Source organism: Candidatus Allofournierella merdipullorum (assembly GCF_048426865.1).
In the GTDB taxonomy this organism is placed as follows: Bacteria; Bacillota; Clostridia; order Oscillospirales; family Ruminococcaceae; genus Allofournierella_A; species Allofournierella_A merdipullorum.
Genome location: NZ_DBFNWJ010000058.1, coordinates 65,861 through 85,989, shown reverse-complemented (window position 1 = coordinate 85,989; position 20,129 = coordinate 65,861). Strand labels below are relative to the sequence as shown.

Sequence of the window (20,129 nt, the reverse complement as noted above, 5' to 3'; positions counted from 1 at the left end):
CGTCCGGAAATCGAGTTTTTCAATCTTCTTTATGAGTTGTTCGCTGTGTAGCTCATAGAAATTTACATTTTTGTCGATATAGATTGCAAGTGTTGGTAACTGGTTATATGGCTGAGGAACCTGTTGTTCTTTACAAATTGTTGCCGGCGGAACAACGATAACCGCAAGTTTTCTCTGTTTTCCTCTTGCGGTCAATAGAAGTGTTTCGGGTAGTTCTTTTTTATAGATAACCTCACATTTTTCCACTTCAAATGGGCGAGATTCTAATACAGCTTCTGCTTCGTCTAATTGAATCGTCGAAAAAGTAGTATATGTCCGAATTGTACTTAGCCAAGCTCGTTGGTTTGCTGCAAGTCCACTAAAATTTGCATAAACAGATGGTGGGCAAAATGTTCCACTCGACTCAATGCTCTGCCTAAAAAACTTATAAAGAGCTGTCATAAAGGCAATCGTTTCATTGCATGGTTTTCCAAGATGTGCAAAATGTGGTTGTCGAATCGTCCCCTTGTTTTTTGCCTGAAAATCACCTTTGCAAAGTGGGCAGATACAACCGCATTTTTTTCCATTTTCCTCTGGGGAAATATCTGAAATCAGTATAAGTTTTCCTTCCTTTTCTCCAAAGGGATTCTTCAGCGATGACATTGCGTTATTCCTCACTTTTTGAGCAGCTCCAGCGCCTTATCCATGGGCACGCATTCGGCATAGCACTCCGGCCAGAGGAATTCATTATAATAGCGGTAGCTCTGCTCTCCTGTCATGTACTCGTTGTCCTGCGTGGAATTTGCATAGGCAGGGACGATCATATGAAAATCGTGCTCAAAGCCTGCTTCTATCGTTGCATTGATGCAGAAGTCGGTCATGATGCCGCAGACCATCACATCTTTTTCGCCCTTTGCGGTCAGATATTCCAGCAATCCGCTCTCTTTTTTGAAAGCGTTGCATACAGTCTTGACGAACCGTTTTTCGGTCTGCAGTGGTGCAAACTCAGAATAGATATCAAACTCATCATCCCCGATGGAGAAACCAGTACCGGGCCCATCATCATGCTGAACATAGATGACCTCAATTCCCTGTTCGCGGGCAGTACGTATCAGCTCCTTGATGTTGCTGACAAACTTTTCAAACGCATACAGGCGTTCGTCCACGATACCTTTCTGTGTATCCACGACCAGTAAAACCATATAGTAGCCCTCCTGTTTTTCTTTGGTTCCATCCTACCACAGACCACCGTTTTCTACAAGCAGATTCAAAAAATCCATACAGGCAAAACCTGTGTTTCACCTGCGGGGATTGATTCAGCTTCCCATGGCGAGGAGCACCAGCACGACCACCACCGCGATGGCGATGAGGCAGCCGCAGCCGCTGCCGTCTCCCCCGCCACCGCCGCCATTGTTGTGGTTTCCGCCGCCGCCACCGCCGCCGGACGAGCCGCCGAAGTTGCGGTTGAAGGCCGTCATGTACTGGGCATAGCCCGTGGAGCCCTTGCCGAAATAGCCGTAATCACCGTTTGCCATTGTGTTTTCCTCCGTCTGAAGTGTGTTTTGCTTCTTCTGAGGTCATTTTACCAAAGGTGATGTCCCATAAAACTCTCTTTCAGATTTTCTTGTCATCTCATTCTTTCCCGATTCCCAGATACGCATCGATGTCCATGATGCCTTCCCCGCTGACCTCCACCAGATCTTCAAAGGGCACCACGGTGTCGCCTATCTGCAGGGTGCGGAACACCGGATCGATGCGGTCTGCTTTTCCGGTCAGGGTGATGTAATTGCCCACCGCAGGAACCTCCGGGTGGGTAGTGTCCTCCTTGAAATACCGTACCGTGATGGTCATGCCCTTGGTGACCTGCATCAGCCGATCAGACAGAGCAGACATTTCTTCCTCGGTCAGAATGCGCTTGGGCACACGCTCGGTGCGCTGCTTTTCCGCGGCAAGCTGCTCGTCATACCCCCGCAGCGGAGAGAAGGGCGAAAAGATTTTGGCACGGTTCTGCAAGGTCATGCGGGGGTGCTTGCGGAGAGATTCTTCCGTCTGGGGGCGTTCTATCTCTATGATGTCCCCGTATTTCCGGACGGTCTCCAGCCCGATTTTGCTATTTTTGTAGTTTTCCATCCGAACCTCCTGCGCTGTGCCCGCCGATCTGCGCATTGCGCTGGCGCATGGTGGCACCGTCCTCGTAGCTGCTGGCTTTCAGCACGGCGTTTTTGCCGTACTTATTCTTGATGCCCAGCATGGCTTGCTGAAGTTTTTTCTCCTTCTCCAGCTTCTTGGTGTCGGTGAAAAAGTCCACCTGATAGATGCCCTCGTCCGGCGTGACCTTGTTGGCGTTGATGGTGATGCGCCGCACCGTCAGTGCCGGGTCGGTGATGCGCTCAAACAGCTTTGCGCTTTCGTTGATGAGGGTGCTGCCCAGATTGGTGGGGGCATCGAACCGGACGGTGCCATGTGCCGCCTTGGGGATGATTCTGCCGTAGCGGTCGGTCTGGGTCAAGCCACGGTAGCCGCCGTTGTCCACGTTCTCCCGGTCGTAGCCTATCTCCAAGGTGATGGATTCCGTCACCAGCTTCTTTTCCGTGAGCCGGAACATCAGAATCTCTGCCATTTCCCGGACAATGAGCTTGGCCTTGTCGTTGGGGTAGGGGCAGGTCAGCACCTGCCCCTCGCTGATGCTGTTGGTGCTGGGCTTGTAACTTTTGATCTCAGCCATACCGCAGGGCTCATAGCCCCATGCGTGGTCGATGAGAATTTCCGCATCCACACCAAAAATCTCATACAGACGATCTTCCCCGTGGATGGAAAACCGCGCCAAGTCTCCCATCGTATAAATGCCGTGAGCTTCCAGTTTTTTCACCGTGCCGGGGCCTGTCATCCAGAAATCCGTCAGAGGGCGGTGGTTCCACAGCAGATACCGGTAGGACTGCTCGTCCAGCTCTGCGATGCGGACACCATCTTTGTCTGCCGGGATGTGCTTTGCCACAATGTCCATGGCCAGCTTTGCAAGGTAGAGGTTGGTGCCGATGCCTGCCGTTGCGGTGATGCCGGTGTTATACAGCACCTCCCGCACCATAGTCATGGCAAGCTCGTGGGCGCTCATGTGGTAGTAGGGCAGATAGCCTGTCACATCAATAAAAACTTCGTCGATGGAGTAGGGGTAGATGTCTGCCGGGGACACATACTTTAAGTAGGTCTTGTAGATCCGGGTGGAAACGTCCAGATACCGCTGCATTCGGGGCGGCGCAACGATGTAGCTCAACCCCAGCGCCGGGTCTGCGTTCAGGGCGTTGGCATCAAAAGAGGTTCTGGCAAAGTGGTATTTGCCGTCCTCTCCCCGGGCCGCCTTTTTCTGCCGGATGGCAGTCTGCAGCCGATGGGCGTTGACTTCCCGGACCCGCTGGACGGCTTCAAACAGCCGCGCTCTGCCGGGTATCTTATATGCCTTTAAGGAGGGCGACACCGCAAGGCAAATGGTCTTTTCGGTGCGGGATGCGTCTGCCACCACCAGATTGGTGGTCAGAGGGTCGAGATGGCGGTCTACGCACTCCACCGAGGCATAGAAGCTTTTCAGGTCGATTGCCAGATAGGTGCGCTGCGCTGCCATACTTCAGCCCTCCTTTGCACGAGATACAACTATTTATCTTATTATAATCAATTCTTGCACTGTTTTCAAGATAGTCTGGCTATTTTGTATGTAATCCAGACAACAAAAAAGAGTGGCAGTATTTCAAAGTAAACACTGTCACTTTTTCAGGGACTGCTGTGAATGCTAATATATACTTGAGCCACTTTTCTGCAAAAGCTGCTGCCTTGTTTAATATAAGATCCCTCGAAACGTGATGTTCCTGCTTGCCCAGATAGCGAGAATCAATATAGACAGTCGCCCTGCGATGCGGTATACTCGAACCAGATCAACATTTTCAGGAGGAAAATCATGGCAGGAGAAAACAACAAGGTCGTCATTGTTACCGGAGGAAGCTCCGGCATCGGACGGTGCACGGCATCTGCTCTGAAAGAGAATGGCTGTATCGTCTATGAGTTCAGCCGCAGGAGTATCCCCATGGAGGGCATCACCCATCTGTCTGTCGATGTGACCGATGAAGACACTGTCACCGCCGCTGTGCAGCAGGTCATCCAAGAGGAGACCAAAATCGATGCAGTGATCAACTGTGCAGGTTTTGGGATCTCCGGTGCGGTGGAGTTTACGTCCATGGAGCAAGCCAAAGCACAGTTTGATGTGAATTTCTTCGGAACGGTCAATGTAAATAAAGCGGTTCTTCCCTTCATGCGCCGTCAGGGGAAGGGGCATATTGTGAACATCAGCTCTGTTGCTGCCGTAGCACACATTCCGTTCCAGACCTTCTACTCTGCAAGCAAAGCCGCTGTTTCTTCTTACTCCTATGCACTGGCAAACGAAGTCAAGCCCTACGGCATCCATGTTACCGTCGTAGAATTGGGCGATATCTGCACCGGGTTTACAAAAGCACGTCAGAAAAGTATTCTCGGCGATGATGAATATGGCGGGCGCATCTCCCGGAGCGTCAGTCAGATGGAGCACGACGAGCAAAACGGCATGGACCCGGCAGACATCGGACGGTACATCGCCAGTATTGCGGAGAAAAAGAACCCGGCCATCGTTTATGTTGCCGGTGCACAGTATAAATTCCTGAGCCTTTTGTGCAAGCTCCTGCCCGCTGCAGCACGCGGAAAGATCGTGGGGAAAATATACGGGTAACAGGCGCATTGCTCTGCAAAACTGCTATATAAACCAAAAAATCCGCCGAGGATGCCTCCCAACTGGGAAAGCTCCTCGGCGATATTTGTTTATCGGGTCTGGATTTTCATTGTAAAAGAGGATCTGTAACGCCGCCCGCAGGCGGCACGCTCTATTCCACCGATGATTCCTGAAGCCAGCCTTTGCGCAGCTGTTCCAGTGCGTGGGTCTCGAGCCTTGAGACATAACTCCTGCTTATCTGGAGCAGCTGTGCCGTTTCCAGCTGGGTCAGGGGCGGCTGACCCGCCAGCCCGTACCGCAGCAGGATCAACTTGCGCTCCCGGGCAGGCAGGCCCTCGATCAGCCTGTGCAGCCGCCGGGCCTCATCCTGCCGCTCACAGGCATCCTCCATGCAGAAACCGTCCTGCAGCACATCAGAAAGGGTCAGCGCGCTGTCTTCCTTCCCCGCCTCCAGTGTTTCCTGCAGCGAAACGACCACGCCATTTCTGCGCTCCCTGCGAAAATGCATCCGCAGCTCATTCTCAATGCATCTGCTGGCATAGGTCGCAAACCGCGCCTTGCGGGTGGTGTCAAAGGTATCCACGGCCTTCATCAGCCCAATGGTTCCAATTGAGATCAGGTCCTCCTGGTCGCCGGGCTGGGCGTAGTATTTTTTTGCCACATGGGCCACCAGCCGCAGGTTATGCCGGATGATCTTTTCCCGCGCACTCCTGTCCCCCGCCCGCAGGGCCGCAAAGGTTTCGATCTCCTCCCGCGCGCTGAGCGGCTTTGGGAAACTCCCCGCTTCCAGATGCAGCGCCAGCACCAGAAATTTTGTAGCGAAAAATTGCAGCAGCGTTAATAGCATACACAGCACCCCCTGGTGCTACTGTATGCTGTTGGAAGATCACAAAGTATTCCTCCGGAATCCGGAGCGTAGGGATGGCATTCTGCAATTTCTCTGCGGGCTTGCTCGTATTAAAAATAAGGAACCGAATTTTGTTGGTAAAACGGAGGAACCATTATAAAAAACATCTGCTGCCCCTTTGCCGGACGTAACAGTCTCCGGCGCGGGACAGCAGATGTTTTTCTTTTTACGATACAGTCAGATTCACTCCGCAATGGGCATGGTCTGGTAGAACCAGTCCTCAATGGCCTTGCGGGTCCGGGCGAAGAACTGCTTCACCGGGCAGGCAGCGTCGCGGGCTTCCTGCTCCAGATCCGTGCCTGCGGAGAAATTGCGGATGACGGTATAAGCCACCGACTGCGGCGGCAGCGACATCATCACGGCAGGGTCGTGCACCACACAGATCTGCTCCCCTACTGCGAGGGTAGCAGGGTCAGAGGTGGTCTTTTCGTCATGGTCCTGCCACTGGGTGCGCTCAGTGATCACCATTTCATAGGTCTCCTGCCCCTCTGCAGTCACCAGTACAGACTCCACTGTACCGTCCGCAGCGCGGCTGATCTCTTCTACCGTACCATAGTAGTAGAGCCGCTCCGAAAACAATGCCGAGGCAGCGGGCAGCGCGCTGACACTGAGCAGCAGCACTGCAAGCAGACAAAAGAACGAGCGATAGGTCTTTTTCATAAAAAGCCTCCATTTTTCATGTTGAAGCGGAGCACCCGCCGCATGGCGCTCCCGGATGCCTTATTCTAACACAACTCTTGTCGGATTTCTATATCCAGGCTTAACCGGCGGAAAAATATCGCAGAGGGCGGCCAATGATCACGTCCTTTTCCCGAAAAAGGCAAGCCCGGAAGGCACACAGACCTTCCGGGCTTGCACTTTTGGCGATGCGCTGTGCGCATCTCAGACTACTTTACAGCTGGCAGGCAGTATCGTAGCCGGTACGGATGGCGTTGGAGATATCCGCAGCCTTGCCTGCGGCATCGCCGATGGCATACACCGGGATATTGGCATTTTCCAGCGCAGCAGCGTCAAACTCATTGGAGCGTGCGCCCATGGCCAGCACGATGTAATCGCAGGGGATGGTCACCTCTGCGCCGTCCTTGTTCTCACAGACAACGGCATCCATGCGGAACTCCTTGACCTTGTGGCTGGGGTACTGCTCCACACCGTAGGTCTTGTAGTTTTCCAGCAGGGTAGGCAGAATGGTGGTGCTCTCGCCTGCTGCGATCTTGTCCATCATCTCGATGACAGACACCTTGCAGCCCCGGGCAGCCAGATACTCTGCGGTCTCGCAGCCCACCATGCCGCCGCCAATGACAGCCACCGTGCCGTACACCTGCTGCTCACCGGCCAGCACCTTCCAGGCATCGGCCACGTTCACGCCGTCAATGCCGGGGATGCGGGGCGCTGCGCTGTGGGCACCCACAGCGTTGATAACAGCCTCAAAACCGGCTTCCTTCAGCTGCTCTGCCGTGCGGGTCTGTCCCATGCACAGGTGCACCCCGGCATTGCAGACCGCGCGGATCAGATCCTGTGCGGCGCGGCGCATCTCCTCCTTGCGGGGAGGCACGCAGGCGATGTTCAGCTGACCGCCCAGAGAGGTGGACTTTTCAAACAGGGTCACATCGTGACCGCGCAGGGCTGCCACACGGGCAGCTTCCAGACCGGCAGGGCCGCCGCCCAGAACAGCCACCTTCTTTTTCTGTGCGGCAGGCTGGATGCTGCGGCTGTTCTCATAGCCATTTTCGGCATTGAGCACGCAGGACAGGAACTGGCGGTTCTGGATGGCATCGGTGCAGCCCTTGTTGCAGCTGATGCAGCGGCGAATATCGCAGGCCTTACCGGCAGCGATCTTTGCGCCCCAATCAGGGTCTGCCAGCAGCGGACGGCCAACAGCCACCATATCAGCCATGCCGCTCTCGATGACACGCTCTGCCATCTCGGCATCCACGATACGGCCCACGGCGCTGACCGGCACGTTGACAGCCTTTTTGATGTCCCCGGCGATCCTGACAAAGAAGCCGTAGGGCTGCACACCCATGGGAGGAATGGTATCGGCCATGTTGCCGGTGTGGTTGGCCTGGGCAACATGGAACATATCCACGCCGTCCTCCACCAGCCACTGGGCAAACTGTACCGCATCGGCCTCGTCGATGCCGCCCTTGCCCCGCTGCGGGGTGACGATGGACAGCTTGTAGTCGATGATCATCCCCGGCACAGCCTTGCGGATGGCCCGGGTCAGCATCCGGGCAAAGCGGACCCGGTTCTCCAGACTGCCGCCGAACTTGTCGGTGCGGTGGTTCATCCGGGTGGAGCACAGGCAGCCGTTCAGGCGGTCGCCGTGGATCTGGATCACGTCCACACCGGCCTTCTGGGCACGCACCGCGCAGGCGCACATCTTATCGATGATGGACATCAGCATCTCCTCGCTGGCCTCATCGGTAAAGAACATCATGTCGTGATGCAGGCGCTGACGCATCTCGTCAAACTTCTTCTGCATGAACAGGCTGTTGATGGCATCCACGTCGTACTCCGGGTGGAAGATCTGGACACCCAGCTTGGCACCATAAGCGTGGACGCTGTCGGCCAGCTCCTTGAAGGCCGGGATCTGGCTGTCGTCAAACAGCTTGGGGGTAGGAGAAAAGCTGTTGATGGGTGCCACATCGCCCAGAACGATGTAACCCACGCCGCCCTTGGCCAGGCGGGTGTAAAAGCCCATGTCCTGCTCGCTGATCATGCCGTTCTTCTCGTAGCCGGTGGTCAGCGGGGGGAACATGATGCGGTTCTTAAAGGTCTGTCCGCCCACAACAATGGGCTGCAGGATCATGTTTTCCATACAAATGCCTCCTTACAGATGTGCTTTGATGAATGCGGCGGTCTTTTCCTCCACGGCGGCACGGGCGGTCAGCGTGGCAAAGTTGTGTCCGCCGCCTGCAATGGTGTCCACCTCAGGTGCGGTGTACCCCTCGGCATAGCGGCTGCAGGTGCCCTCGTCCACCAGACGGTCATCGTCGGCCCGCAGCAGAAGCACCGGGCCGTTGTAGCCCTTGGCCTCGGTAAAGGGATCGGGGTGCTTGGCCATCTCATAGTTGAAGGCCATCTTGTAGCACAGACCCTCCATGTCGGCGTAGTCCTTGCCGGTCTGGGTCACACCGTCGGCGCGCTGGGCGCAGCCGAACCACATCCCTGCGCCCGGGCACAGCAGGATCAGGCCGTGGGGCTGGATCACCGGAGCGCAGGAGGCAGCAATGTAGCCGCCCATGCTCTGGCCGGAGAGGAACATCTTTTCGCTGTCCACATAGGGCTGCTGGGCTGCCCATGCAAAGATATCCTGTGCATCGGTGTGCAGGCCGTCGAAGCTCATATCCTCGAACTCGCCGTCGCTCTCGCCGTTGCCGTAGAAATCAAACCGGGCGCTGCCGATGCCCTGCGCTGCCAGAGCGCGGGACAGGTGGGTATACATGGATTTGTAGCCGCTGCAGCTGCCGGCAAAGCCGTGCAGGTGCACCACAAAGGGTACCTTACCCTCGGTATCGGGCAGGGTCACGATACCGCGCAGGGTGTGGCCATTGCGGTTTTGAAACTGGACCTGTAAGATCTTCATTTACTTGCTCTCCTTTGCGGCACGGCGGCTCTTCAGCTCTGCCAGCATCTCGGCCGTCTTCTGCTTGGTCAGGGGGTAGACGAAGAACAGGATGGCCACTGCAATGCCGTAGCCCAGGAAGTAGATGCCGGTGTAGCTCTTCCAGATGGCGTTCACAACACCTGCGGTCTGCACAGCGCCTACAGTGACGTTGTAGCCGATGGCACCCAGCACAAAGCTGGACAGGCTGCCGGAGATGGCGCTTGCGAGCTTGCGGAAGAAGGAGTAGGTGGAGTAGACGATGCCCTCATTGCGCTCGCCGGTCTGCAGCTCATGGTAGTCGATGGCATCGTTGACCATGGCCCAGATCAGCACCTGCATACCGGAAGCGCCCAGATAGCAGATACCGTTGATGACGATGAAGGCCACAGGGTTGTGGACAGGGAAGAAGAACAGGATGCCGAACACGACGGCGGCAAAGCCTGCGCCCATGCAGCACCACTCCTTCTTGCCAAACTTGTTGGCCAGAGGCTGGGTGATGGCAAAGGACAGCACCGCATACAGCACGCTGAGCATACCGGAAACGGCCTGGATCTTGACGTTGCCGAAGAAGTCCTTGTACAGGTAGGTGTTCAGGCCGTTGACCACGGATGCGCCGATCATGCCGGTCAGGCTGAAGAACATCACGCCCAGCAGGGCTTTGTTGTGGGAGATCTCCTTGAGCACGTGCAGGTAGTTCAGCTTTTCGCCCTGCGGACGCTCGGGCACTTCCACACGCTCCTTGCACCACACGCAGGTGATCTGCAGGCACAGCAGACCCAGCATGGCGCAGATGCAGGCCAGCATCAGGAAGCGGCCAGCCACAGGCTGGTTGTCCACATACAGGAACAGGGGGCCGACCATGACCATGACGGTCATAAAGATGGTGCCGCCCAGGCTGCGGTAACGGGACAGGGCGGTGCGCTGGCTCACATCATCGGTCATCACGCTGGACAGGGTGCCGAAGGGCACGTTGACGCAGGTGTACAGTGCCTCATACAGCACATAGGTGATGAACATGTAAGCCAGACGCAGGCCGTAGTTGATGTTGCCCACATTGACAAAGCCCAGCACGCACAGCACTGCCATGGGGAACGAGAAGGCGCGGATCCACGGGATGAACTTGCCGCCCTTGGTGGCCTTGCGGGAGTCCACGATAGCGCCGATGATGGGGTCGTTGACGGCATCCCAGATCTTGGTGATCAGCAGCAGAATACCCACATGGAAGGGGTTGACCTGCAGGATCAAGGTGTAGAAGATCGACAGATACATGGCGCGGTACTGCTCCGTGAAGCAGCAGCCCAGATCGCCCAGTGTATAGCCGATCTTGTCCTTCATGGAGAAGGGCCGAACGGTCTTTTTCTGGTCCATTGCGTTTTATCCTCCTTAAAAAACAGATGAAACCACGAGGCTTTTCACACAAGCCTCTTCTCTTCGATTGCATTATACGTTAATTTTGCGTCAAAGCATATCCAAAAAATGATTGAAAACTATCGCAAATTGATGTATTATGCAATTATGACAGTTGTACTTTTCAGTTGTGTACAACAAACTGTCGCATCTGACAGTTCCACGGAGGGAATTTTGGTGAATTATACAGCCAAACGTTATCTTTTCAAACAAAGCACTGTTCGGGAATTTTTTTCGGGCGCGTATTATGACCTGTTTCTGGTCATGCGGGGCAGCGGTGTGTTCCGGTGCAGCGAGGTGGTGCTGCCCGCCCAGCAGCAGAACCTGATCATCCTCAAGCCCGGGCAGGGCGGCAGGCTGGAATATGCCGGAGCCTACGGCCCGCTGGAGATCATCCGGGTGCAGCTGTCCCCCCAGATGCTGGCGCAGTTGTCGGATGAGGACACCGACTTTGAAAAGAGCTTCAACGTGGTGCCCTTCCGGCAGGTGGCCGTCCGGCCGGACAGCCAGATCTATATGCTGCTGAAAAATCTTGCCCGGAAGCTGCTGGTGCTCCCCCAGGAGTGCAGTCAGTTCGGCGCGGCCGCGTTCGAGCACGGCATCCTGCAGATGTTCGTGGTATTGGCGCTGCGTGCCTGCATCCATGCCGAATTCCACACTGCTTCGGTCAGCCGCCACCACCTGATGCTGGATGAGGTATTCCTCTTTATTCAGGCGCACCTCACCGAGGAACTGACGCTGGAGCGTCTGGAAAAGGAGTTTTTCGTTTCCCGGGAGCACATTGCCCGGGAGTTCAAGCGCCAGACCGGCCAGACCGTGCACCGCTACATCGTAAAGGCGCGGCTGGACCGCTGCTGCGCCCTCATTGAGCAGGGCCTGCCCATCACCGAGGTGTACAAGACCAGCGGCTTTGGGGGCTATAACCACTTTTTTCGCGCCTTCAAAAAGGAGTACGGTATGACCCCCAAGGAATATTTCAGCACCACCCGGCAGGATGCCCGGGGATGAGCCTTTGCAAAAGAAGTCCCGGCTGCAATTTTTGTGCAGGCTGAAACGTATTTTATATAAAACGGCAGCTGCCGTTTTTCAACGAACGATCTCCATTGCTGACAGGAGGGAAGCTCTATGAAACTTTCTGCTGATTATCGTGCCCTTGCGCTGGATGCCCTGCGTGGCAGATGGAAGACAGCTGTTCTGGCCGGACTGATCGCCAGTGTGCTGGGTGCCAACATCGTGAGCAGCTCAGACAGGATCATCTCCAACATGAGCCGGAACACCAACGGCGACACCCCGGGTTTTGCCGGGCTGTTTTCCACCGGCAGCGGCGGTGTGCTGGCGGTTCTTGTGGTCTGCATCCTTGCCTGGGCAGTGTTCACCTTTATCGTGAGCGGTGCGGCGCGGCTGGGCTACGCCCGGTTCAACCTGAACCTTGCAGACGGCAGGGACGCTGCCCTTTCCGACCTCGCTTCCCAGAAGCACCGCCTGTGGGATGGCTTCTGCATGAATTTCCTGCAGGGGCTTTATGTGGCGCTCTGGTCACTGCTGCTGTTCATTCCCGGCGTGTTAAAAGCCTACAGCTACGCTATGACCCCCTATATCATGGCCGAGCACCCCGGCCTGACGGCCAACGAAGCCATCACTGAATCCCGGCGCATCATGGACGGCAACAAGTGGCGGCTGTTCTGCCTCGATCTCAGCTTTCTGGGCTGGGAACTGCTCTGCACCCTGCCCATGCTGATCGGTTTCTCTCTCGTCTTTGCCTTCACCCACTCGGCGGATACGGTCCTCGTTCTGCTGATCCTGCTGTCCATCCCGCTGAGCGCCGGCTTCTTCTTTCTGCACCCCTACGAAGAAGCGACCTGGGCGATCTTTTACCGGGATATCACCGCCGCACCTTCTGACACCGAGGAAATCTGAGAATGAAACATACCGCCTGCTATCACCTGCCCGGACTGTTCGAGTTCTACGAGCTCTACCGCCTGTTCCTGCCCCTGTTCTGGGAGCACCGGGAATATTTTTATGACTGGTGCGAGATCGGCTCCATCTACGGCGCGCCGCCGGATTGCATCTGGGGCGGGGGCCGCGTGGAGGCTGGGGAACACTCCCCCGCCGAGGTTCTGGCCCTGACCCAGGAATATGGCATCTCTGCCCGGCTCACATTCAGCAATTCCCTGCTCCGCCCGGATCACCTCTCAGACCGGAAATGCAACGCCGTGTGCCAGCAGTTTGCCCAGCGGGGCACTGTGCAGAATGGGGTCATCGTCCACTCCGAGCTGCTTTTGAACTACCTGCAGCAGCATTACCCGGAGCTTTACCTGGTATCCTCCACCACCAAGGTCCTGACAGATTTTCAGGCGTTTCAGGCAGAGGTCCGGCGGCCAGAGTTCCGGTATGTCGTGCCGGACTTCCGGCTGAACAAGGCCCTGGATGCCCTGGATACGCTCTCCCAGCCCGAAAAGGACAAGGTAGAGTTTCTCTGCAACGAGTGCTGCTGGTTCGGCTGCACCGAGCGCAGGCGCTGCTACGAAGCCGTCAGCCGCAAAAATCTGGGAGAGGTCTGCGAACATCGGTGCACCGCCCCCGGCGCGCAGAAGGGCTACCGCTTTTCCAAGGCGATGGAAAACCCCGGGTTCATCGGCACTGCGGACATCCGGGAGCGCTATCTGCCGTTGGGCTTTTCCAATTTCAAGCTGGAAGGGCGCGGGCTGGGCAGCGCGCTGGTGCTGGAGTTTCTGCTCTATTATCTGACCCGGCCGGAGTATCAGATCCACGTCCGGGAGGCGATCTATCTGGACAACATGCTGGATCTCTTTTGAGGGTTGCACCACCGGCGCAGTGTGGTATAATCAGCATAACAGAGCTCCCGCATGCGGCGCTCTGTTCCGTCCAATCCAAGTCAGGAGGAGATCGTTATGGAATTCACTCAGCTTATTGCACAGCGGTATTCCTGCAAAAATTTTGGTGCAGGCAAGGTAGACGCTGCAGCACTCCACACCATTCTGGAAGCCGGTCGGCTGGCACCCACCGCCAAGAACACCCAGGAACAGCGCATCTACGTCGTTCAGTCCGAAGAAGGGCTGGCAAAGATCGATGCTGCCACTCCCTGCCGCTACGGTGCACCCGTCTGTCTGGTGGTCGCCTATGACAAGAACCACACCTTTACTTACCCCGGCGAGCGGATGAACTCCGGCGTGGAGGATGCCACCATCGTGGCCACCCACCTGCTGCTGGGCGCTGCCAATGCAGGCGTAGACAGCTGCTGGGTCAACTTTTTTGATCCGGACAAGCTGGCAAAAGCGCTGGGTCTGCCCGAAAACGAGGAGATCGTGATGCTTCTTGACCTGGGCCACGCTGCTGAAGGTGCAGGCCCCCTGCCCAACCACAGCTCCCGCAAGCCTCTGTCTGAAACCGTCACGTTCCTGTAACATCACAGGAATGCAAAAAAGCCCCCGCACGTTGGTTTTCCGGCCAACATGCGGGGGCTTGTGTTTTATTCCGGTTTTCAGTTCTGCGGGTGGACGATATCCCGCCAATCCAGATCTCCACGCTCCAGACCGTGGATGAGCACCTCCGCGGTGGCGATGTTGGTGGCCAGCGGGATGTTATGCACATCACACAGGCGCAGCAGGGTCATCTCGTTGGGTTCGCTGGGCTTTGCGTTGATCGGATCGCGGAAGAACAGGAGCAGATCGACCTCATTGCAGGCAATGCGGGATGCGATCTGCTGATCACCGCCCTGAACACCTGCCAGAAAGCGCTGGATCTGCAGACCCGTTGCCTCGGAGATCAGCTTGCCGGTGGTACCCGTAGCCACCAATTTATGCTGGCTCAAAATCCGGCAATACGCCGTACAGAACTGAACCATCAGCTCTTTTTTGGAGTCATGCGCAATCAGTGCAATCGTCATCGGTCAACCTCTCCTTTGTTTTGCCAGTGGGCATTTTCTTGCATATATCATAGTATCACAGTTTCCGTTCTTTTACAACCGTTTTTTAGACAAACTTCATACTTTTTTCGAAAAAAAGCGCCAGAATTCACCAAAAGCAGTGTTTCAGCGTTTTATCCTTCTTCAATTGTCTAAAGCGTCCTGCCCGGCAGGTGCGGTCTCCTGAGCAGCATCCGTGGTGCCTGCGGCGGGGTCTGTGGCCGTATCCGCTGCCGTATCCGTGCCGGTTTCGGTCTGGGCGGGGGCAGTCTGGTCAGCGGGGGTGCTGTCTGCGGCGGTTTCCTGCTTGCCGATGGTGCCATCCTCATTCAGGGTACCATCCTGCATGGCAAAGTAGGCATTGGCAATGTCCACCACCAGATCGCCGGTTCGGGCACCGTAGCCGCCGTACTCAATGGTGATGCCAATGGCGATCTGCGGGTCATCGGCGGGCAGATAGGCCACCATCATAGCGTTCAGGTAGTGCTTGCCCGGGGCGTAGGTCTCACTGCGCTGAGGGGTGCCGGTCTTACAGGCAATGGCAATGGGGTAGCTGCTGATCTTGCTGTTGGTAATGGTGCTGGGCACCTGCCGCATCCCCTGCCGCACCAGCTCAAAGGTGTTGCCGGTGCCCTCGATGATATCCATCACCTCGGGCTGAGTCTCGCTGATCACCTCGCCGGTGTTGGAATCCAGGATCGCCTTGACAAAATGAGTGCGGTAGCGGGTTCCGTTATTGGCCAGCGTTGCAGCATAGGTGGCCAGCTGGATGGGCGTGACCACCGTATTACCCTGACCGATGGCTGCCTGAACGTCCAGTGACTCCATATAGTTGGAGTCGTTCTTGGAGGTCAGGTGGCCCACAGCCTCGCTGACCTCCACACCGGTGTGCTGACCCAGGCCCAGCTTATAGGCGTAGGCATCGTAAACATCACTGGTCAGGCGGCGGCCCACATCATAGAAGAAAACGTTGCAGCTCCACTTGATGGCCGTGACCACATCAATGTTGCCGCTGTGGCCATGGCGGGTGCAGCGGGGGCTGTACCCTTTATAAAAGGTGTACACGCCGTTGCAGAACACCGTGGAGTACTGGTTGATGAGCCCGGAATCCAGCGCAGCCACTGCCACGGCAGGCTTGAAGGTGGAGCCGGGGGTGTACAGGCCCTGCAGCGCCCGGTTGAACAGGGGCAGGCTCTCGTCCGCGCTGTACTCGCTGTACTGGGTGGCATACAGGTTCTGGTCAAAGCTGGGGTAATTGGATGCGGCCAGCACGCTGCCGTCCTTCACATCCAGCACCACAGCGGCACCGGCGGCGGCTTTCATGCTGCCGGTGTTGTAGACCCGGTTGATCATGTCGATATTCTCGGCCAGTGCCTTGTCCACCGCCTTCTGGAACCGGCTGTCGATGGTCAGCTGGACGGTGTGGCCCGGCTCGGGCACAGTGGTCAGGGCCGTATCCACAATCACACCATCGGAGTTGCGGGTGATGGTCTCCACGCCATCCTTGCCCCGCAGTTCGTCCTCATAGGCCGATTCCAGGCCCGAGATGCCGATGATGTCGTTCATGTTGTAGCCTTTTTCGCGCAGGGGGTAGGTGGTCTGGCCGTTTTCATCGGTCACCTTCCACTTTTCAGCGGTGATCTTGCCCACCCGGCCCAGCACATGGGGCAGCACCGTGGATTGCTCATAGCTGCGGGTACTCGTTTCCACGATCTCCACACCCGGCAGCGAAAGGCTGTGCTCCTTGATGGTCGCCACGGTGACCTCGCTGACGTTTTCCGCCATGATAAAGTTGTTCACATTGGAAAACGCCTGCAGCTGCATCTCATAATGGATGCCGCCCAGCGTGCGCTGCCAGCTCAGCGGATAGCTGGCAAGGTCGTAGTCCTCCACCAGCTTCTCCATCACATCATTGGCCGTTGCATACTGCTGTAAACCAAGATTGTCCTTCATGGCGGCAAGGGCTTTCTGATCCTTGGTGCTGCCATCTTCGGCGGTAAAGGTATAATTGCCCGCTGCATCCGGCTGGCTGATGAGCAGAGTATCGTTCCAGCTCTCACCGTTGGCACGCAGCAGCTCGACGATCTTCTGGAGCATCCCGTCCAGATCTTCGTCTCCCATCAGCAGCTTGTTGAGCACCACGTTGTAGCCCGTGACGCTGGTGGCAATGCGCTCCCCCCGGCTGTCCACAATGTCACCGCGTGCCGCCGTGACCGTAAACTTGTAGTCGGTGGTGTTGGTGGCCTGGGATTTGAAATCGTCCCCGTTGACCAGCTGCAAAAAGATGAGCCGCAGCCCATACAGCAGCATGAGGACGCAGGCAGCGGCAACCAGAACACGCATCCGCCGGATGGCGGTTTTCCGTTCTTCTTGGTTCATGGATTCTCCTTCCGGCGCGGGATGCGTTACACCACGCCGTTGTCGATCTTAAATTCTTCGTGGATGCGGCGCACGACCCCGAACAGAGGGAAGCAGACGGGCACCGAGAGCGCCGCCGTGGGCAGCACGAACCACAGCCAGCGGCTGGCCGCGCCGCTGTAACCGGGCATGTAGTAGAAAAACAGCCAGTCCAGCGTGAGCACCAGCAGGGCGGCAGCAGACGCAATGAGTGCAAAGTTGGCGGCCGAATTCTTGAAGTAGAGCTGCATCACCGCCGAAACGGCAAAGCAGAGCAGCAGCAGCTCCAGCGCCAGCATGCCCACGGTGCGCCCGGCCAGCCAGTCCCACATCAGGCCGCAGACCGCCCCAAAGACAGCCCCGGCGAACTCGCCCTCAAACACGGCGACCGCCAGCGCCAGCGGCAGCAGCCAGAGCGGCTTTACCGCCCCGAACTGGAACAGCCCGGGCGTGGTCTGCAAAACAGCGCAAAGAAGGCCCAGCAGCGCATAGCAGATCCATTTGACGATCTGGCCCCGGCTGCGTTTCCGACGTGATTCCATCAGGGTCCCTCCTCAGAAGCTGGTAATGATGAACGCATGGCGCACCGTGCGGGGGTCGGTGCCGGGCTTGATGACGGCAATGGTCGATTTGCCGCTGACCTCGGGCACCAGTTCCTGTACCACACCCACCAGCAGGTCAGCCGGGAACACCCCGCCCAGCCCGGTGGTGACCACCTGGTCGCTTTCCTCCGTCAGGGTGTTGCGCGCAAGGTTGGTCAGCACGCACAGGCCATCGGCAGCATATTCGGAGCTGCCGGTGACGATGCCGTTGTCACGGGTGCGGGATACCACGCCCGCCGCGTTGAAGTTGGGGTGAAGAATGGTCATCACCTTGCAGCTGGTGGGCTCAGCCTCCACCACCATGCCCAGCAGGTAGCCCTGATCACTGACCACGGCATCGTTGACGGCCACGCCATCCAGCGTGCCGCGGTCCAGCGTGAAGCCATAGAAAGAATCCAGCGGGTCACGGCCAATGACAAAGCTGGAAAGATAGCTCATCTCTGGCCGCTGGCTCTGGATGCTTTCCAGTGCCTTATAGGCCTGGTTCTCGGCCTTGACGCGGTCGTAATCTACCATCTGCTGACGCAGCTCGGCGTTTTCGGCCTTGAGCGTCTCATTTTCGGCCATCACGTCGTCGATGCTGGTGTATTTTTCCCACAGGGAGGCCACGCCGCCGCTGACCACAGCAGCCACTTTCTGGAATGGAGCAGCCGCCACGCTCAGCAGCTCCTGCGGAGCGGCAGTCAGGCGGCCGTTGGCACCGGCGTAGGCCATGATGCCCACCAGAAACACCGCGATGCCCACCAGGATCTTGAATTTCCAGGTATCGAAAAAATCTTTCAAGGGGTTTTCCTCCGATTGCAAAAGGGCGCGGACAGCCCAGAGCCGTCCGCACCCTCTGTTACATCGTTACATGTGAGCTCCATCGGTGTCCAGCACGTCGTGCAGAACATCCACATGATCCAGCACCGCACCGGCACCCTTGGCCACGCAATCCAGCGGGTCCTCCGCAACATGGACATCAATGCCGGTCTCGCTCTGGATCAGCTGATCCAGGCCCCGCAGCAGGGCACCGCCGCCGGTCAGGGTGATGCCGTGGTCGATGATATCGGCGCTCAGCTCAGGCGGGGTGCGCTCCAGGGTCTCCTTGATGGCGCTGGTGATCTTGACCAGGCACTCCAGCAGGGCCTCGCGCACATCCTCAGAGTGGACGACGATGTTCTTGGGCAGGCCGTCCACCAGGTTGCGGCCCTTGATCTCCATGGTCATCTCAGGGTCCATGGGGTAGGCAGAGCCGATCTCGATCTTGATCTGCTCGGCGGTGCGCTCACCGATGAGCAGGTTATACTTGCGCTTGATGAAAGCGATGATGGCCTGATCGAACATATCACCGGCCATCCGGACGCTGCGGGAGGCCACGATGCCGCCCAGAGAGATGACTGCGATCTCAGCGGTGCCGCCGCCGATGTCCACGATCATGCTGCCGGTGGGCTCGCTGATGGGCAGGCCCGCGCCGATGGCCGCGGCCATGGGCTCCTCAATGACCCGAACCTGACGGGCGCCGGCCTTCAGGCTGGCCTCCTTCACGGCGCGGCGCTCCACCTCGGTCACGCCGGAGGGGATGCAGATGACAACGCGGGGACGGAAGAACATGCTGTTGCCGCACACCTTCTTGATGAAGCGGCTGAGCATGTTGGCGGTGATGTCGAAGTCGGCGATGACGCCGTCCTTCAAAGGACGCACCGCCACGATGCTGCCGGGGGTACGACCGATGACCGCCTTGGCCTCGTGGCCGACGCTGCGCACCTCGTCATTTTTGGTATCCACGGCCACCACGCTGGGCTCGCGCATGATGATGCCCTTGCCCCGCAGATACACCAGGGTATTGGCGGTACCGAGGTCGATGCCGATGTCTTTGCTGAACATGTTGAATTTCTCCTTTTCCACACTCTATGAACGTATATGATGCGATAACGCAAATTTTTACTTCTATATTATAACCGCAAGCCCTCTGTTTCTCAAGCAAACGGGCGAAGTTTCGCATTTTGTTCAAAATTTTTGCAAAAGACGGGCCAGCCGGGAGACAGGTAGCCCCATGATGTTGTAGTAACAGCCCTCGATCTCCTCGCAGAAGAGGGCCGCGGCCCCCTGGATGCCGTAGCCGCCGGCCTTGTCGTAGGGCTCGTCGGTGGAGATGTAGGCCTCGATCTGCTCGTCGGAAAGCGGGAAAAAGCGCACCCGGGTGGTGGCGGTGAAGGTGTGGCTCTCGCCGCCGTGCCACACGCACACGCCGGTGTGGACATAGTGGTCCGACCCGGAGAGGGCTTTCAGCATCCGCCGGGCGTCCTCCTTATCCTTGGGCTTGCCGAACACTTTGCCGCCGCAGTCCACCACCGTGTCGCAGCCGATGATCGTGTCCTCGGGGTATTCCCGGGCCACCGTCATGCACTTGCCGAAGGCCAGGTTCTCGGCGGTCTGGCGGGGGTCGGCGGCGGTGAGGGCGCTCTCATCAAAATCGCTGTTCACCACCTTGAACTCGGTGGTGATGAGGCTCAAAAGCTCTTTGCGGCGGGGACTGGCGGAAGCAAGGATCAATGACATAACGAAACGCTCCTTCG

General features: G+C 57.3%; 21 protein-coding genes. 5 read left to right on the top strand and 16 right to left on the bottom strand.

Going from position 1 to position 20,129, the window contains the following annotated elements; all coding sequences use genetic code 11:
* The 5 genes from ACMNAY_RS10850 to ACMNAY_RS10830 all read right to left on the bottom strand — a co-directional run.
* Positions 1-642 (bottom strand): hypothetical protein (locus ACMNAY_RS10850; RefSeq protein WP_418719396.1); only part of this gene is annotated, 642 nt, incomplete at its 3' end.
* Between the two features lie 11 nt (positions 643-653).
* Positions 654-1,181, bottom strand: a complete 528-nt coding sequence (locus ACMNAY_RS10845) for a cysteine hydrolase family protein (RefSeq protein ID WP_418719395.1) — start codon at positions 1,179-1,181, stop codon at positions 654-656.
* Between the two features lie 114 nt (positions 1,182-1,295).
* A complete protein-coding gene (locus ACMNAY_RS10840) occupies positions 1,296-1,514 on the bottom strand; it encodes an HFLK protein (RefSeq protein ID WP_418719394.1) in 219 nt (72 codons plus the stop codon).
* A 97-nt stretch (positions 1,515-1,611) separates the two neighbouring features.
* Positions 1,612-2,109 (bottom strand): hypothetical protein, encoded by a 498-nt coding sequence (locus ACMNAY_RS10835; protein ID WP_418719393.1) that lies wholly within the window; start codon positions 2,107-2,109, stop codon positions 1,612-1,614.
* Positions 2,090-3,595, bottom strand: coding sequence for a DNA methylase (locus ACMNAY_RS10830; protein WP_418719392.1), 1,506 nt, complete (start codon positions 3,593-3,595; stop codon positions 2,090-2,092). The genes ACMNAY_RS10835 and ACMNAY_RS10830 overlap by 20 nt, the downstream gene beginning before the upstream one ends.
* A gap of 330 nt (positions 3,596-3,925) precedes the next feature.
* Between ACMNAY_RS10830 and ACMNAY_RS10825 the strand changes: the two genes are divergently transcribed.
* Complete coding sequence (locus tag ACMNAY_RS10825) at positions 3,926-4,726, top strand: SDR family oxidoreductase (RefSeq protein WP_418719391.1); 801 nt, start codon at positions 3,926-3,928, stop codon at positions 4,724-4,726.
* 151 nt (positions 4,727-4,877) lie between these two features.
* Here the strand turns inward: ACMNAY_RS10825 and ACMNAY_RS10820 are convergent, their stop codons facing one another.
* The 5 genes from ACMNAY_RS10820 to ACMNAY_RS10800 all read right to left on the bottom strand — a co-directional run bounded on the left by ACMNAY_RS10820 (position 4,878) and on the right by ACMNAY_RS10800 (position 10,608).
* Complete coding sequence (locus ACMNAY_RS10820) at positions 4,878-5,573, bottom strand: sigma-70 family RNA polymerase sigma factor (RefSeq protein WP_418719390.1); 696 nt, start codon at positions 5,571-5,573, stop codon at positions 4,878-4,880.
* Positions 5,574-5,816: 243 nt separating this feature from the next.
* Positions 5,817-6,293: a hypothetical protein gene (locus ACMNAY_RS10815; RefSeq protein WP_418719389.1), complete on the bottom strand. Its 477-nt coding sequence runs from the start codon at positions 6,291-6,293 to the stop codon at positions 5,817-5,819.
* Between the two features lie 232 nt (positions 6,294-6,525).
* Entirely contained in the window at positions 6,526-8,451 is a 1,926-nt protein-coding gene (bilR, locus tag ACMNAY_RS10810) for a bilirubin reductase, long form (protein WP_418719388.1), read from the bottom strand.
* A 12-nt stretch (positions 8,452-8,463) separates the two neighbouring features.
* Positions 8,464-9,219 carry an alpha/beta hydrolase family protein gene (locus tag ACMNAY_RS10805; protein WP_097770641.1) on the bottom strand — a complete coding sequence of 252 codons (756 nt, stop codon included), beginning with the start codon at positions 9,217-9,219 and terminating at the stop codon, positions 8,464-8,466.
* Positions 9,220-10,608 carry an MFS transporter gene (locus ACMNAY_RS10800; RefSeq protein ID WP_418719387.1) on the bottom strand — a complete coding sequence of 463 codons (1,389 nt, stop codon included), beginning with the start codon at positions 10,606-10,608 and terminating at the stop codon, positions 9,220-9,222. It lies immediately after the preceding gene.
* A 216-nt stretch (positions 10,609-10,824) separates the two neighbouring features.
* On the opposite strand from ACMNAY_RS10800, the gene ACMNAY_RS10795 reads away from it, so the two are divergent.
* From ACMNAY_RS10795 to ACMNAY_RS10780, 4 genes are all read left to right on the top strand, one after another.
* Positions 10,825-11,655, top strand: a complete 831-nt coding sequence (locus ACMNAY_RS10795) for a helix-turn-helix domain-containing protein (RefSeq protein WP_418719386.1) — start codon at positions 10,825-10,827, stop codon at positions 11,653-11,655.
* Positions 11,656-11,772: 117 nt separating this feature from the next.
* Positions 11,773-12,564, top strand: a complete 792-nt coding sequence (locus ACMNAY_RS10790; protein ID WP_418719385.1) for a DUF975 family protein — start codon at positions 11,773-11,775, stop codon at positions 12,562-12,564.
* Between the two features lie 2 nt (positions 12,565-12,566).
* A complete protein-coding gene (locus tag ACMNAY_RS10785) occupies positions 12,567-13,463 on the top strand; it encodes a hypothetical protein (RefSeq protein WP_418719384.1) in 897 nt (298 codons plus the stop codon).
* Between the two features lie 96 nt (positions 13,464-13,559).
* A complete protein-coding gene (locus ACMNAY_RS10780) occupies positions 13,560-14,072 on the top strand; it encodes a nitroreductase family protein (RefSeq protein ID WP_418719383.1) in 513 nt (170 codons plus the stop codon).
* Positions 14,073-14,149: 77 nt separating this feature from the next.
* On the opposite strand, the gene mgsA is transcribed toward ACMNAY_RS10780, so the two are convergent.
* The 6 genes from mgsA to ACMNAY_RS10750 all read right to left on the bottom strand — a co-directional run bounded on the left by mgsA (position 14,150) and on the right by ACMNAY_RS10750 (position 20,112).
* Positions 14,150-14,554, bottom strand: a complete 405-nt coding sequence (gene mgsA, locus ACMNAY_RS10775; RefSeq protein WP_097770635.1) for a methylglyoxal synthase — start codon at positions 14,552-14,554, stop codon at positions 14,150-14,152.
* A gap of 162 nt (positions 14,555-14,716) precedes the next feature.
* Positions 14,717-16,951 carry a peptidoglycan D,D-transpeptidase FtsI family protein gene (locus ACMNAY_RS10770; protein WP_418719382.1) on the bottom strand — a complete coding sequence of 745 codons (2,235 nt, stop codon included), beginning with the start codon at positions 16,949-16,951 and terminating at the stop codon, positions 14,717-14,719.
* A gap of 26 nt (positions 16,952-16,977) precedes the next feature.
* Complete coding sequence (mreD, locus tag ACMNAY_RS10765) at positions 16,978-17,511, bottom strand: rod shape-determining protein MreD (protein ID WP_418719381.1); 534 nt, start codon at positions 17,509-17,511, stop codon at positions 16,978-16,980.
* Between the two features lie 12 nt (positions 17,512-17,523).
* Positions 17,524-18,354, bottom strand: a complete 831-nt coding sequence (mreC, locus tag ACMNAY_RS10760; RefSeq protein ID WP_243137799.1) for a rod shape-determining protein MreC — start codon at positions 18,352-18,354, stop codon at positions 17,524-17,526.
* A gap of 66 nt (positions 18,355-18,420) precedes the next feature.
* Positions 18,421-19,437 (bottom strand): rod shape-determining protein, encoded by a 1,017-nt coding sequence (locus ACMNAY_RS10755; RefSeq protein WP_418719380.1) that lies wholly within the window; start codon positions 19,435-19,437, stop codon positions 18,421-18,423.
* Between the two features lie 123 nt (positions 19,438-19,560).
* Positions 19,561-20,112, bottom strand: a complete 552-nt coding sequence (locus ACMNAY_RS10750) for a Maf family protein (protein WP_418719379.1) — start codon at positions 20,110-20,112, stop codon at positions 19,561-19,563.
* Positions 20,113-20,129: the final 17 nt, after the last annotated feature.